The organism is Paenibacillus sp. H1-7 (assembly GCF_022354825.1).
Classification (GTDB): Bacteria; Bacillota; Bacilli; order Paenibacillales; family NBRC-103111; genus Paenibacillus_S.
Map to the genome: position 1 here is coordinate 941498 of NZ_CP031168.1, position 14126 is coordinate 955623.

12 protein-coding genes are annotated in these 14126 nt (G+C 52.4%); 6 read left to right on the forward strand and 6 right to left on the reverse strand.

The window, feature by feature from the left end:
- The first annotated feature begins 68 nt into the window (after positions 1-68).
- Positions 69-995: an MraY family glycosyltransferase gene (locus tag DVH26_RS04480; RefSeq protein WP_239635276.1), complete on the forward strand. Its 927-nt coding sequence runs from the start codon at positions 69-71 to the stop codon at positions 993-995.
- A gap of 200 nt (positions 996-1195) precedes the next feature.
- Positions 1196-2455: a M16 family metallopeptidase gene (locus DVH26_RS04485; RefSeq protein ID WP_239631553.1), complete on the forward strand. Its 1260-nt coding sequence runs from the start codon at positions 1196-1198 to the stop codon at positions 2453-2455.
- 106 nt (positions 2456-2561) lie between these two features.
- On the opposite strand, the gene DVH26_RS04490 is transcribed toward DVH26_RS04485, so the two are convergent.
- Together DVH26_RS04490 and DVH26_RS04495 are read right to left on the reverse strand one after the other, a co-directional pair.
- Positions 2562-4625 (reverse strand): peptidoglycan D,D-transpeptidase FtsI family protein, encoded by a 2064-nt coding sequence (locus DVH26_RS04490; RefSeq protein ID WP_239631555.1) that lies wholly within the window; start codon positions 4623-4625, stop codon positions 2562-2564.
- Between the two features lie 21 nt (positions 4626-4646).
- Complete coding sequence (locus tag DVH26_RS04495; protein WP_239631557.1) at positions 4647-4784, reverse strand: hypothetical protein; 138 nt, start codon at positions 4782-4784, stop codon at positions 4647-4649.
- Between the two features lie 215 nt (positions 4785-4999).
- Between DVH26_RS04495 and DVH26_RS04500 the strand changes: the two genes are divergently transcribed.
- The 4 genes from DVH26_RS04500 (at position 5000) to DVH26_RS04515 (ending at position 9456) form a co-directional block, all read left to right on the forward strand.
- Positions 5000-5542 (forward strand): RNA polymerase sigma factor, encoded by a 543-nt coding sequence (locus DVH26_RS04500; protein ID WP_239631559.1) that lies wholly within the window; start codon positions 5000-5002, stop codon positions 5540-5542.
- Positions 5539-7086: an extracellular solute-binding protein gene (locus tag DVH26_RS04505; RefSeq protein ID WP_239631561.1), complete on the forward strand. Its 1548-nt coding sequence runs from the start codon at positions 5539-5541 to the stop codon at positions 7084-7086. The genes DVH26_RS04500 and DVH26_RS04505 overlap by 4 nt, the downstream gene beginning before the upstream one ends.
- A 25-nt stretch (positions 7087-7111) precedes the next feature.
- Positions 7112-8512, forward strand: coding sequence for an ABC transporter substrate-binding protein (locus tag DVH26_RS04510; protein ID WP_239631563.1), 1401 nt, complete (start codon positions 7112-7114; stop codon positions 8510-8512).
- A gap of 110 nt (positions 8513-8622) precedes the next feature.
- Positions 8623-9456 carry a DUF6492 family protein gene (locus DVH26_RS04515; protein WP_239631565.1) on the forward strand — a complete coding sequence of 278 codons (834 nt, stop codon included), beginning with the start codon at positions 8623-8625 and terminating at the stop codon, positions 9454-9456.
- A gap of 449 nt (positions 9457-9905) precedes the next feature.
- On the opposite strand, the gene DVH26_RS04520 is transcribed toward DVH26_RS04515, so the two are convergent.
- The 4 genes from DVH26_RS04520 to DVH26_RS04535 all read right to left on the reverse strand — a co-directional run bounded on the left by DVH26_RS04520 (position 9906) and on the right by DVH26_RS04535 (position 14001).
- A complete protein-coding gene (locus tag DVH26_RS04520; RefSeq protein ID WP_239631568.1) occupies positions 9906-10511 on the reverse strand; it encodes a DnaJ family domain-containing protein in 606 nt (201 codons plus the stop codon).
- Between the two features lie 265 nt (positions 10512-10776).
- Positions 10777-12762 (reverse strand): S-layer homology domain-containing protein, encoded by a 1986-nt coding sequence (locus DVH26_RS04525; RefSeq protein ID WP_239631571.1) that lies wholly within the window; start codon positions 12760-12762, stop codon positions 10777-10779.
- Between the two features lie 161 nt (positions 12763-12923).
- A complete protein-coding gene (locus DVH26_RS04530) occupies positions 12924-13712 on the reverse strand; it encodes a phytanoyl-CoA dioxygenase family protein (RefSeq protein WP_239631574.1) in 789 nt (262 codons plus the stop codon).
- Positions 13705-14001, reverse strand: a complete 297-nt coding sequence (locus tag DVH26_RS04535; RefSeq protein WP_239631576.1) for a hypothetical protein — start codon at positions 13999-14001, stop codon at positions 13705-13707. Before DVH26_RS04535 ends, DVH26_RS04530 begins: the two co-directional genes overlap by 8 nt.
- Positions 14002-14126 lie beyond the last annotated feature (125 nt).

Genomic DNA, 14126 nt, shown 5'->3' on the forward strand with positions numbered 1-14126 from the left:
CGAGGCAAGTCGACAATTTCCGGGGAGGGATCCTTATTTCGTACTTCTTCGCAGGCTTGATTGCATTCATGATCGTTTTACTGCTGATACCGCCGCTGCGCAAGCTGGCCTTCCGCATCGATTTCGTGGACAAGCCACGGCCCGACAATGAGCGCAAAATTCATCGCGAGCCGATACCGCTAACCGCAGGCATAGCTATTTTCGCAGGCTTCGTCATTACATACTTGCTATTCATAAGAGATAATTTCAGCGAGACTCTGGCCATTTTGGCGGGAGGGCTGCTTGTCTTGATCATCGGTCTAGTGGACGACTGGTACAAGACCCACGGCAAGGAATTGTCCGCGCTGCCCAAGCTGGTCGTACAGCTGCTGGCGGCCGTGATAGTATACAAGGCGGGGATTGTGTTCCACGGCTTTACGAACCCGTTCACCGGACAAGAAGTCGTACTGTGGGAATGGGCGCAGTTTCTGCTGACCATCACCTGGATTTTCGGTGTGACGACCGTCATTAACTTCACCGACGGGATGGACGGCTTGGCGGGCAGCTTGTCCACCATTTCCGCCGTGACCCTGTTTATCGTCGCCTTGGCCAAGAATCAGCCGGATTCCGCCATGATGGCCATTTTGCTCGTAGGCGTAGGTCTGGCGTACTTACGCTACAACAAGCCTCCGGCCAAAGTGTTTATGGGCGATGCGGGAGCGTCGTTCATCGGCTTTATGCTGGCGGTTATCGCGTTGAACGGGGCCTTCAAGCAGGCGACGGTCTTGTCGCTGTTTATCCCGATTTTGGCGCTCGGCGTACCGATCTTCGACAACCTGTTCGTCGTGGTCAAGAGGTTCCTTAACGGAAAGCCGATTTACCAGGCGGATACGAGCCAGGCGCATTACCGGCTGCTTGCGAGCGGCTTGAACCAGAAGCAGGTGCTCATGTTTCTGTGCTTGATCAACGTGTGCTTCGGCCTCACCTCCATCATTATTCTAATGTTGAACGTATAGCATCAGCCAAACCGTCTTCCGGTGCCCGAGGGGCCAGGAAAGGCGGTTTTTTTCAATTTTGGCGCGTCATTTAGTTGGAGAGAGGTCATGTTCGTAAATCCGGCAATAAACCAAGGATTGCAGGTATGTACGCTGCGAACACGAATATGTTATATAGATTCGCTAATAGCGATCAATCGAGGTTGAGAGGGGAGTCGGCAATGCGCACAACCACCCTACCTAACGGGCTTACTATCGTCAGCAAGCATAACGATCAGGCGGTTTCGACGCTGCTGTGCTATTGGGTCAGAGCGGGCGGTCATTATGAGCTGCAGTATCCGTACGGCATCGCGCATTTTTTGGAGCACATGCTGTTCAAGGGGACGAAGACGAGAACGAAGGAGCAAATTTCTTACGATACCGAAAACTACGGAAGCCGACTGAATGCGGCGACCGGCGTGGACCGGACAAGATATTTTGTTCATACGCCTTACGATAAATGGAAAGAAGGTATCGGCTTGCTGACGGATATGGTGTTCCATTCCGTCTTTCCCGAGCAGGAGCTGCAGATGGAGAAGAAGGTCGTGCTGGAGGAAATCAAGCGGGCGCAGGACAATCCGCGCGAATACGGCAGCCGGACGCTGATGCGACTCTTGCGGGGGATGCATCCGGAACGGGCGGGCAATCTTGGGACGGAGGAGACGGTATCCTCCATCACAAGAGACGATTTGCTGCGATTCCACTCCGAATATTACCGCGCGAGCAATATCGTGCTGGTGGCGACGGGATATGCTCCGCATGAGGAGCTTGTAGAGTACGTCGCCGGATTGGACATTCCGGCTTCTCCTCCGGCCGCTGTCGGATTGGAGAAGCTGCAGCCTTATCAGCTGAACGGCCATGTCGTTCATGAGGCTAGAGATATCCGTCAAGCGCAGCTGCATTGGGGGATGTACGGCCCGGACGCTTATGACGATGCCAAATATGCGGGCTATGTCGCCATGCACTTGCTGGGTAACGGCCAAGGCTCGAGGCTGTGGCGGCGTATCCGCGGGGAGATGGGGCTCGCCTACGAGGTGCGCGCTTCCTTAAGCCCGATGGTGAGCGAGGGCTTTATTACCGGCTATGTCGGTACGGATCCGCTTCGTCTGGAGGATGCCAAGGCGGTTATCTTGGAGGAGCTCGAGCGGATGCAGAAGGAGCGGATCACGCCGGAGGAGCTGGAGCGAGCTCACAACTCGATCGTCGGCAGACATCTGATCTCCCAGGATCAGTCGGAGGCCGTAAATACGAGGCTGGCGTCGCAGCAGCTGTATCAGTTGAACTCCGATCCGCGTTTCTTCGCCGAGAAGATTCGCAGCGTAACGGCCGAGGATGTGCAGGCATTCGCGCAAGCGTACTTGCTGAAGGAGCGGATGCTGTTCGTGCAAGTGAGCAAGCAGGAGCCTCAGCAGCAGGCGGCCGGCGAGGAAAAGGCTGTTTAACGTCGGCGAGTTGGCGCTCGATGAAATAAAAAAAGCCGGATTCCCTTCTCTTGGGATTCCGGCTTCTTTGTGGTTGTAAACACTTGTATGCCCGGTGCTGCTGCGGTTACGGCTGACCGTTCGCTCCTGCCACGGCTCCCGTAGGAGCTTTTCCGCTAAGCCCGCCGATGTACTGGTCATAAGCTTCGTAGATTTTGGCAGCGATAGGGGAAGCGCCGTAGCGGCCGAATTGCCCTTCGGGAACGACGACGGCAACGGCCAGAACGGGATTGTTCGCCGGCGCGAAGGAGATCAGCACGGCGTTGTCGACCGTGCCGCCCGGCACTTCCTGCGTCGACGTCCCCGTTTTACGCGCGACCGGATAAGGCAAATCCTCGATGCCGGCAGCGCCGCTCTTCATCCCGTTGATGACGGTATCCCAGTACACTTTCGGGAAGCTGACCTCGTCCAGCACGACCGGCTCGAAGCCTTTAACCAGCTCGCCCTCGGAGGATACGATCTTATCTACGAACTGCGGCTGCATCCGCTTGCCTCGGTTGGCGAGCGTTGCTGCGTATTGCGCCAGCTGCAGCGTCGTATATTTCTCGTTCTGCCCCCAGGAAGCGTAAACCATTGCCGATTGCGTACTGCTTCCCTTGGCATTTTTGAAAAACTCGTTCGAGCCCGCATACTCATTCGGCAAATTGCTTCCGGTCTTTATTCCAAGACCGAATTTTGCCATATATTCGGCCCATACGTCGAGCACCTTCGATTTCTCCCCGCCATACTTGTTGTAGAGGGGAAGTGCAACCATCGCAGACATAAACGTATTGGACGACTTCTGGATCGCGCTCGTCGGATTGAGTGTACCGTTGGCGTAGCCGTCAGAATTCCGAATCGTAGCATTGCCCCCAGCTCCGAAGGAGAAGGAGCCTGAATCGTAATAGGTACTGTTAGGGCTAATGACGCCTTCATTCATCCCGACCAAAATGGTCAACGGCTTGACGACCGAACCCATGTAAACAATGGAGGAAGGGTGCTTGCCGAGCTCCTTCGCCGGGAAATCGGGATACGATGTCGTAATCGTCCCGTTATTGACGAACTGCATGATGTTGTTATACTGCTCGGTGCTCATACCGCCGGTCCACAGATTCGTATCGTAATCCGGCAAGCTGGCCATGGCGACGACCTTGCCCGTCTTGACCTCCATGGCGACGGCATAGCCGGAACGCGCATTAGGCGCATAGGCGAATTGCCCCGCAAGCGACCGGTTGCGGATAAAAGCCAGGTGATCCGTAATGGCTTTCTCGGTGGCGAGCTGAATGTCCTTGTCGATCGTCAAATACAGGTTATGCCCTTTTTGCGGAGGAACGACGGTAGCGGGACCGACGATTTTTTGCGAGGCGTTGACGGGATAGCTCTTGCTTCCTTTTTTCCCGCGCAGCTCCTCCTGGTACATCAGCTCGATGCCGTCGAAGCCGACATCCTCTACATCCAAATATTCGTCCGTTTTGCTGCGGTAATATTCAAGACCCGATTGCGGATTTCGCGCAGCACTGAACCGCTTCATATATCCGACCAGCTGGGCGGCGATCATTTGGTTGTCGTATAATCGGACGCTATCCTCGAAAATTTCAATTCCCTTCATCTGATCGCGGCGTTCGAGCAAATAGGCGATTTCCTTTTGCGACAAATCCTCTTTGATCCGCCTTGGCACGGAATAATAGCTGGGCTCCTTCGTTTTGTTCTGCTCCAAGTCGAAGCCGACGTCCATGCGCTTCAAGATTTCGGCAGCAGACAGCGGTTTGGCATAAGGGCTGCCGTAATCCGCGAACACGCCCTCCAGCATTTTGGCCAGCTCGATAATTTCTTCCTTGTTGGCCGCGCGCCCTTCCACACGGTAGTAGAGCGACTGCATGGAGCGGGACTGCGCTATCGCATAGCCCGTACGATCATAGATCGTTCCGCGAATGGGGGCGATAGGACTTTGGCTGTTGGATACGAGGTTCTCAATTTCCTTGAAATACTTGCCCTCGACAAACTGCAGTATGGCTAATTTTACGATCAGCACGCTAAATAGTACGAACGTTACAAAGAAAAACAAGTTCAGCCGGATCGAAAAGTGCCGGCGCTTCCGGACCTCCAGCTTCTCGGTCTGATCCTCCGTGTAGCGAAAAAAGCCGCCCCCCACTATGTTCACTCCTTAATCATATTAAACAAATATTGCAGCCCACATAATAAGCAACCACAACAAGACGGCAGCCAAAAATCCTCCCATCGCATAAACGGTAGCCCGTCTCCAATCCCGCTGCTTTATGTATGTACGGTCCGGCAATGATCGCTTATTCAATGGTCTTCTCTCCTTCATCTACTGCCTAGTGTACCATGGGATTGCGCTTCTGTGGCGAGAGGTTTGACGAGGAAAATAAATTTTTTTTGCGCCTATACATTCGACGGTATAAACGGGAAAAAAGTTGCCTGAATCGGGAGGGGGATTAGAAAAATTTTCAAAAAAGGGAACCTATTCCTTTATGGATCGTCCAATTGGTTGTGAGGTGAAGGGAAGTGGCGTTTGAGTATTTAAAATCGCTCTCCGGCGGCATGGACAAGAACGCCATCCTGGAGGAGCTAATGCTTGCGTATGGCGACGATGTATGGAATTATGCTTTTTTCATGACCCGTAAAAAAGAGCTCGCGGACGATATCGCCCAGGAAGTATTCGTCAAGGTGTACGAACGGCTGTATTCGTTCCGGGGCGAAGCGTCGGTGAGAACATGGCTGCTGACGATAACCCGCAACCATGTGAAAGATCACTGGCGATCGGCCTGGATTCGCAAGGTGATTCCATTCGGGTTGCAGCGAAGGACGGAGGGAGGTCCGTCCGCAGAGGCGGAGGCGCTTGGACGTCTTGTGACGGAGGAAGTATGGCAGGCGGTGCTGGAGCTGCCGGTGAAGCTCCGCGAAGTGCTGCTGCTTCATGCACACCATCAGCTGTCGCACGCCGAAATAGCCAGGGTTCTCTCCTTGTCGGAGGGAACGGTGAAGTCGAGGCTGTACCGGGCCAGGTCCAAAGCCAGTCAGCTTTTGAACAAGGAGGAAGCGCCATGAAGCGAATCGACCCGGAACCGTGGGAGAAGCTGCTTACCGGCTCGCCGGTCCGGCAGGGGGAAGCGGGCTTTTCCAAGGAGATCATGAGAAAAATAAAGGAGCGTGTTGAAGTGCGCGAACGTCCTAGAAGCCGGCGATGGCTCATGATGGGGCCGGTACTGGCCGTCTGCTGCGCCATGCTGATCGTAGGCTTGTGGAAGCAGGAGGAGCTCGGGGGCATGCTGGCTCAGCTATCGAAGCCTATGGAGCCAGTGGCGTTGAAGCCGATGGACCGGCAAACGGAAATGACGCTGAAGGTGGCGTATTTTCATGAAAATACGTTTATGATGAATTACGGCAAAGCGTTTACGATCCGCTATCCGAACATGAGCGTGCAGGTCATCCCGACGGAGACTAACGGGAACCAAGCGTTGGATAAAGAAAAGCTGCTTGAGCTGATCGACAAGGAGAACCCGGACGTGCTCTATATGTCGTCCGAGCTGTACGGCGAGCTGGCCAAGGAAGGGCGGCTGTATCCGCTCGATGCCGTGATGAAGCAGGACCGGTACGATCTGCAGAGCCTTTACAGCGGCATGACCGGTACGCTGCGCGAGCTGGGAGGCGGCAAGCTGTACGGGCTTGCCCCTACTTACGAGATGGAGGCGCTCTATTACAATAAGGAGTTATTCGATAAATTCGGTATCCCTTATCCGAACGACAAGATGAGCTGGGAGGAAGTTCTGCTGCTCGCTGCAAGGTTCCCGGCAGGAGGGAAGCCAGAGGAGCGGATTTACGGGCTGTTGGCGAATTATTACGGCAGCCCCTCCGCTTTGGCCGCACGTATCGGAAAGACGAAGGGGATAAGTCTTCTAAGCCCCGATGGGAAACAGGCGACGGTGAACACGGAAGGCTGGAAGAACGTGTGGAGCATGGCGATCGGAGGTTTTCAACAGGGATTTGTTTATCAGCCGCAGCCGAGACCTCAGCGAAGCATGATGATGGAGGAAATGTACAAGGAAAATCCTTTTATTACGGGAAAAGCGGCTATGGCGCTTTCGAGCTTCTCACTCGCCGGCGATTTGAAGGAAGCGGTCAGCCGGTATAAGATGTCCTCGTTCCCTTGGGACATGGTAACCGAGCCTGTCGATCCGGCACGGCCGAACGAATCGTCCTCCTTCTTTATGGGAGGGGTCTATGCGGTTAGCGCCAAATCGGAGCATTTGCGGCCGGCTTGGGAGATGATCAAGCTGATCAACAGCCCGGAAATCATGAAGAAGCAGAGCAAGTCGTTCGGTGGCGGAGGGTTGACGGTCCGGCTCCAGGAGATCAAGCCGGATGAAGAACATCACTATGCGCCGTTCTACACGATGAAGCCGGCGGAGCAGCCGGATTCGGCGCTGCATCCGCGCGTCCTGCGCAAATTTAATGAGGCCTTCACGCCGCTATCGGCCCAGAAGGCGAAGGCTGTGATGGAGGGGAGCATCAAGCTGGACGAAGGGCTGAAGCAGCTGCAGGAAGATGCGCAGCGGGCGCTGTTCGAGGCGATGCTCGACAGCCGTAATTGATGATGAAGGAAGAGAGGATGTATCGATGAAAGAGGGATGTCGTAAACGTTCTTCCATAAGGTCCACAGCCATAGGGAAGATCGCGGCGTGTGCTGCAGCTGCAGCGCTTGTCCTGCTTGGGGGATGCGAGAACCGGGAAGAGACGGCGGGCGCTCAACCTAAAGGGGTTATTCGGATCGCATACGGAAGCGAAGAGCAGTTTCAATATGCATATGCGGACTATTTTGCCGCTAAGTTCCCGCAGCTGGAAGTGCAGATCGTGCCGACCGAGGATATATATGGGGCGGGCAAAGACCCTGTGAAGGAATATATGAAGATCATCGACGAGCAGAAACCGGACCTGCTGTTTACGAATACGTTCGATTATGGCAAGCTTGCAGCCGAAGGTAAGCTGTACGACTTGTCCCCGCTTATCGCCAAGGACCGGTTCGATCTGGATAACCTGCTGCCCGCCTCCCTCGATTTTTTGCGAATCAAAGGGCAGGGGAAGCTGTATGGCCTGGCGCCCAGCTTTTCCAGCTCGGTGCTGTTCTACAACAAGGATTTGTTCGACAAGCACCATGTCCCCTACCCTACGGACCATATGACCTGGGAGGACTTGATCCGGCTGGCGCAGCGTTTTCCTTCAGAGGGCGGTAAGGAGGACCGGGTATACGGGTTTCATATGGGTTACATGAAATCACCGATGGATTTGATCAATTACATCGGTCAGGCCGAAGGGCTCGCAATAGTCGATTCCACAGGCAAAAAGCTGATGGCCGATACCGATGCCTGGAAGCGGACCTACCGTCTGGTGATCGACGGGTACAAAACCGGACTGTTCCAATGGACGTACGCCCCGGACAAGCAGCGGTACGAGAAGGAGGACGTAGAAAGGGAGGATGTATTCAGCACGGGACGGGCTGCAATGACGATTAATAACATAGGGCAATTCAACGGCCTCAAGCAGCGTGGCGCCTCGTTTACATGGGATATGACGAACGTGCCCTCGGATGCCCCTGGGCGAAGCGGCAATCCGAACTTTTACCTGTACCCTATCTACAGCATTAACGCTAGGGCGGAGAACGTACTTAACGCTTGGGAAGTCGTCAAGTATTTCAACGGCGCCGAAGCGGCCAAAATCGAAGCCAAAACATCGGTGGAGCTGCCGGTCCGCAAAGCGTTCGCCCGAGAGGTCGACGGCCACAGCCTCGATGCGTTTTATAGAGTGACCTACGATGAAACGGTCCAATCCGGCTACAATGAAGCGATTCCTAGAAGCTTTGCTGAGGCGTTCGATAAGGCTTCACAGGACATCATGCAGGAGATGCTGAAGGGCGGGCTGCCCGTCGAGGAAGGGCTGAAGAGGCTGCAGGAGCAGGGACAGCAAGCATTGGATGCGGCTCATGTGGCTGAGCAAGTGAAAGGGGAAAAGAAGCAGCCGTAGCCCCTGTTCCTTTTTAGTAAAGAAATGGCAGCAACTTGGCCCACTCCTTTTGGCGTATGACGACATACCATAGTGCAGATAACATACGCACAAATGGAGATGAGTAAGCGATGGGTCAACCAGAAAGTGAGAAGGTGTTGGTAAACAGCCAGGCGAAAATGGATGTCATTATTCCGGCCATAGAGAAAGATCTGGGCACGCTTCCTTATGTTATAGACTCCGTAAGAAAATACGTCCAGCATCCTATCGGCCGCATTATGGTTGTATCGCCAGACAGCCCAAAAATCAAAGCCTTATGCAAACAGAAGGGCTGTAAGTTCGTGAACGAGACCCGCGTGCTGCCTTTCACGAAAAAGAACATTCATTACAGCTCCAAACGATGGGACCGTTCAGGTTGGTTGTACCAGCAGCTGCTCAAGTTTAACGGGGACACTCTGGCTAAAGAGCGGTACTTTCTGGTTATTGATGCGGACACGATATTAATCCGGCCTCATGTGTTCCGGACGGGGAACAAGACGGTGTTCTATTACCGCAGATGGAGTCAGAACGAGTATTTCGTCACCTACCGGAAGCTGATGGGCCAAAAGCGGTCCTCCGCGCGTTCCTTCGTCGCCCATTACATGCTGTTCGACACAACGAAGCTGGCCCGGCTGAAGCGCAAAATCGAAGCCAAACACAACACGAAATGGTATAACGCCATTATTCGCAGCATTAATAAAAAGAAGCAATTCGGCTTTTCCGAATTCGAGACTTACGGCAACTACTTGCATTCCGGCGATCCCAAGAAGCTGGTATTCCGCAGATGCCTGAACAGAAGCTTCAACATGAACGCCTCGCAGCTATCCGAGAACCAAATCCAGCATTACGCCAAAACCTACCGGTCGCTGTCTTTTCATAAGCGGAAGGTGTATTCCAAGAGATCTGCCGCAGCGCGTAAAAAGTAAGCTGTTATCGTCTGGCGTGGTGAGATTGTGGTGATCCGGCTTGGGTTACTTGGGGAGGTACAAAGTAAGGGCTTCCAGGTTGTTCTGGAAGCCCTAAGCTTGTTGCGAAACCAAACGAAATCGAATTTGGATAGTATATTCCGAGGGGATACGCCCCTCCAGCCAAACTTACGAAGATCGGACAGGAGATCCGTTATTTCCTGAAATGATGCAGCTTTTGGAGTGCGATCGGACCGAGGGTCCGTTATTTGCTATTTTTACCGGACAAAGCGGTGTATTTTTGCGAAATAAAGGATCTGTAGTCCGATCACCCTGCGAGTAGAACCATTTTTGGTAAATTAGCGGATCTACGGTCCGTATCGGCTAGGGGGGATGCTGTCCAACGAACGAGCACACTAACGAATTGGATTTGCTTTGAAACTCGTAATTGGCTGCTCATCCTCAAAGTCTTATGTCCACTTTTCATATTGGATGGTTATATTGTCACGTGTAAGCTGTACCTTTTGCAGATGAGGGATGGGGCAGATTTTATTGTATTTGCTGATTTTTTGATTAATTTCGTCCAGCTCCGCTTGTTGACGGTCCGAATCATTCGATTGCAGCTTGGTTATAGCCCGAGCGATGTCGTCTCTAATCTCATGCTGAAGCTGGATCCATGGGGGGAGGAAGTGGGCTGTTTTCAGTACGTCATTGACTATAGCTTCCATGGAGTTTTCTTTGTGCAGATGGAGAGGTTTGCCTAATCCCGGCAAATGATCGAGTGTACCTTTCTTCCTCTCCTCGGCGATGACCTCATCCATCCAGTCTCCACCGTATTTCCGCATGGGGGGACGCATTTCTGCCGGATCGGAAGCTTCGGTCGATTTGGAGTTATCTGCAGAGAGCGCGTTGTCGGTAAGAGGTGCGTTTGCCGGAGATGCTTGTGAGGAATGCAAGGGTTCTGTTACTGTGTTCGGACTTGCTTCTGGTTCCGGTTGAACAGCTAATTGTGGAGAAAGCGTTTTGTTATCTTTCGTGCCTGCAGATTCCTTATTGGATCGCCACCATCGAAACATGATAAGACTCCTCCTTTTATAGCATCGGCTAGTTCATGTATATTTTACCATATTAAGGATGCGCCTCGTTGCTGCGGTTTGAATGTTTTATGACTTTATGGTTTTTAGCCGAGAGGCGGAGGAGTGGGAGTGGGGAAGTAAGATGTAGGAGGCGTCTGGAATGTTAGGGTAACATACACCGGCGACTTCTTTCCGTTGGAATTACAGATTGTATGAAAAAGAGCAGCTGCCATAAGCAGCCGCTCCAGGAGCATTTTGTAGTAAGTTAGGAGCTCACATTTAAATAATAACCGCGACTGTTCGTCCCAGGTTTGAAGTTGATGTAGTATACACCGGATTGGTTCGGGGTGAAGGTAAGTCTGCTGTCTTTGGATTGAGCCAATTCCACGCGATTTGCGTCCAGCAAGGCGAGATCGGTGATGTATTCTTTTTTTGATGCTCCACTATCATAATTTACCTGATTAGGTGTATCATTGCTCAATACATTCTCTGACCAAAATTCATACTTTTTTCCAGCCTCTAGCTGTACCTTATAGAAAGTACCGCGATCATTTACGATCTTAGTGGATGCCCTTGTAGATTTTCCCATTCCGTTTGTTATTTTAAGCTCGATTGCCCCGCTAATAGATTTACCGTCAAGGAATGTCACTTTGACAATATTCCCGGGAGTTCCGACCAGACGTAGCACATACTTGTTAAGTGATTCAGGCGGTAATTTAGTTGCTTGATAGTCGCCAAACGAATAAATACCATGGGTGGTCGCTTCTATTCGCTCTTTTGGTTCTAATTCTTGTGAATCGACTCCCTCTACTTTAAGCTCGTAGTTTCGATCCCATGGTAAGGATAATTGCAGCCATGTCACACCACTATGGCTAATCGGCACTTCTATGTATCCGGCTTCTATGCCAATTGCGGTCTCCCTGCTAACTCCCATTTCAGCCAATTTTAAACGGACTAATGAAGGAGCGTCCTTACTGCGAAACCTAAGAGTATAGGATGCAGTCTCCAATGCATTAAGCAAAATAGGCTCGCTGCCTTTATTTTGCTCTATTACACTTCCATTTGCATCGAAAATGACGGTGTCGATAGCAGGACTTGTCGATACGTTGACCGGCTCCGATTTTATGGAATAAGTGGATCCCTTTAACACCTTAAATGTAAAGTACACATAATGCTGTTCAGGCAGTTGTATAGTGGAACTTGCCTTGGACCATACCTCATAATCAATAGCCTTCTCGCGAGTGGCGCCATTATTTGCTGTGAGCTTTGCTTTCTTGTCCGCTTTAGCCTCGACAGCGAAATAAAACGTTCCCGCGCGTGTAGGATCGAATACAAAGCTGGTCGAAGAATGGCTGGAAACATATTGGCCTTTCTCATCGTAGATCAATATTCTTTCTGCATTTTCCGTATCAAAGAGCACCGGATGCTGCGTTTCCAGGTCCAGATGATAAAACGTAGTTCTCCCCGAAGTCGGCGTCTCTGCCGTTGTATAAAGCTCATAATAAATGGCCTGCTCTCTGCTCTCGCCGTTGCCGGATGGAGGGACCGGCTTCTTGTTCTCTGCTGGTTTGTCAGCGGGTGTTCCTGGTGCTGTCGTTGCCGCAGGGGCTTGGGAAGCATTCGACTGCTGTGTTGCTGCCGCCTGCTTCATGGAAAGGGCAATGAGGGCAGCCGCATCCCCGCGAGTCATTACCTCTTGGGAGCGGTAAGGCAGGGAAGCGGTGCCTTCCGTCCGCAGGCCATAATGAACGATCCCGCGAACCGCGTCCTGCGCCCACGGATCGGCATCCGCAACGTCCGGCTGCTTGTCCGACGAAGCGCTGACCGCTCCATTTTGCTCCAGCCATCGCCATACAATAGAGGCCGCAGCCTGCCGTGTCAGCGGAGCTGCCGGTTGAAACTCGGCTGGTCCCGCGCCTTGAATCAGCTTATGTTGATAAGCGGAGGCCACATAAGGCTTGGCCCAATCATTGGTTACATCCGTAAAAGGAGCTTCGGTTCCGTTCGCCTTCAAGCTAAACGCGATAACGACCATTTTGGCGAACTGTTCCCGGGTAAGAGGCGCATCCGGAGCGAAACGATTCGTATCGACTCCGTCGAGAATTTGTTTGTTGTACAGCTCCATGATGTAGGGAGCATTCGGCAGCGTATCCGGGACATCCGTAAAGACGGAGGCTGCCGCCATGCTGCAAGGGACTAGCGATCCTAGCAGTAATAAGGTCGATAATGAAAGAGATAGAGGGCGCTTCATGTGGGTAACCAGTCCTTTGCTCGGCATATGTAAATAAATTGATGTTCCTATTTTTACATACGACCGTCTCATTCGTCATCTTAATTTTTCTTGAAATTAAAAATTTTCCCATTACCACCGCAAAAAAAGAACGCACCCCGATAGGATGCGTCCTCTCTGTTTTAGATACCCATGCGGGTAAGCACGCCTTCGAACGACGTGTCGACTTTGTTGTCGCCGCACAGATAACGCCAAAACTTGGCGGTTTGGATCTGGTTGACGCGGGCTTCGTCCCCGCACCAAGGATGGTACGCCTTACGGAACACCTCGCGCACCTCCGGGCTGTCGTATCCGTCGGTATTAAACAGGGCGCGCTGCTCTTGACCCGGACGCAGCCTCAGCTTGAATACGTAGCGGGTCTGGTCCGTGAAGTTCGGCTGCGCACAGTGCCAGATGCCGTGGTGCAGGAAGCCGATCGTGCCGGCCTTGGACACCATGCGCTTTTGACCAACGATGTTCTTGTGTCGTCCGATGCTGCCGTTGCTTACTTTGCGCAAATGCGAGCCGGGCAGTACGAGAGTAGGGCCCATTTCATCCGGTGCGTCATGGGAGAAGTAGAAGGCTTGGATATCGAAGCCAAACTCGCGGGTATCGATCACGGAGTCGGCGTGGTAGGTTTGGCCCTTCAGATGCTTGGCGCGGACAATATGCATAAACGAATGATCGTAGACCGGCGCTGTGCCGACGAAGCTTTGAATAGCTCCTTTTACTTGCGGCAGCTCAAAAATCTCACGGATCACTTTGGACTCGAACCAGTATTGGCCACCGGGTCCGGTATATTCACGCTGTTCCTTGTAAGCGGCTTCATTCAACTCCTGAGGTACGAGCTCATCGAGCTTCAGAAAGCCGTTGACAGCGAAATCAGCCATTTGCTTTGCGGTAAGGAGATGATGTTTTTCTACGCTACTCATCGATCGTCACCTTTCTTTCCAAAACGTATTCATAAGGCAGGTGTCCAAGCTCATGCTCGAATCCAGTGCGGAAAATAGGCGGCGACGGGAGTTGAATAACGTTCCAGCCGTCCCGCATGGCGTCAAGCACCGAACTGTACATAGGCTCATTGGAATCGCCCGTGTTCATTTGCAGCTGACCTTTCGGGATTGTGCTGTCATAGAGAGCCCAGGCTACGGTGCGGGATTCGAGATCGGGATCGCTTAAATGCAAAATTAAGATTTGCTGCCGGGTAACGCTCATCTTCATTTCATCCTCCTTCAATACATGGCTTACACATATAATTCTAGTATGCAAAGAGGATTAATACGATGTATGATAATAGCAAACATTTGCACAATCCTAAGGCGTTTTTGGTCGGGTGGGAGGATGAC

Bases quoted from the DNA above. Each gene is read 5' to 3' on its own strand.
- DVH26_RS04525 (WP_239631571.1), bottom strand. From the start codon at position 12,762: ATGAAGCGCCCTCTATCTCTTTCATTATCGACCTTATTACTGCTAGGA.
- DVH26_RS04535 (WP_239631576.1), bottom strand. From the start codon at position 14,001: ATGAAGATGAGCGTTACCCGGCAGCAAATCTTAATTTTGCATTTAAGC.
- DVH26_RS04520 (WP_239631568.1), bottom strand. From the start codon at position 10,511: ATGTTTCGATGGTGGCGATCCAATAAGGAATCTGCAGGCACGAAAGAT.
- DVH26_RS04515 (WP_239631565.1), top strand. From the start codon at position 8,623: ATGGGTCAACCAGAAAGTGAGAAGGTGTTGGTAAACAGCCAGGCGAAA.
- DVH26_RS04530 (WP_239631574.1), bottom strand. From the start codon at position 13,712: ATGAGTAGCGTAGAAAAACATCATCTCCTTACCGCAAAGCAAATGGCT.
- DVH26_RS04480 (WP_239635276.1), top strand. From the start codon at position 69: ATGATCGTTTTACTGCTGATACCGCCGCTGCGCAAGCTGGCCTTCCGC.
- DVH26_RS04485 (WP_239631553.1), top strand. From the start codon at position 1,196: ATGCGCACAACCACCCTACCTAACGGGCTTACTATCGTCAGCAAGCAT.
- DVH26_RS04510 (WP_239631563.1), top strand. From the start codon at position 7,112: ATGAAAGAGGGATGTCGTAAACGTTCTTCCATAAGGTCCACAGCCATA.
- DVH26_RS04505 (WP_239631561.1), top strand. From the start codon at position 5,539: ATGAAGCGAATCGACCCGGAACCGTGGGAGAAGCTGCTTACCGGCTCG.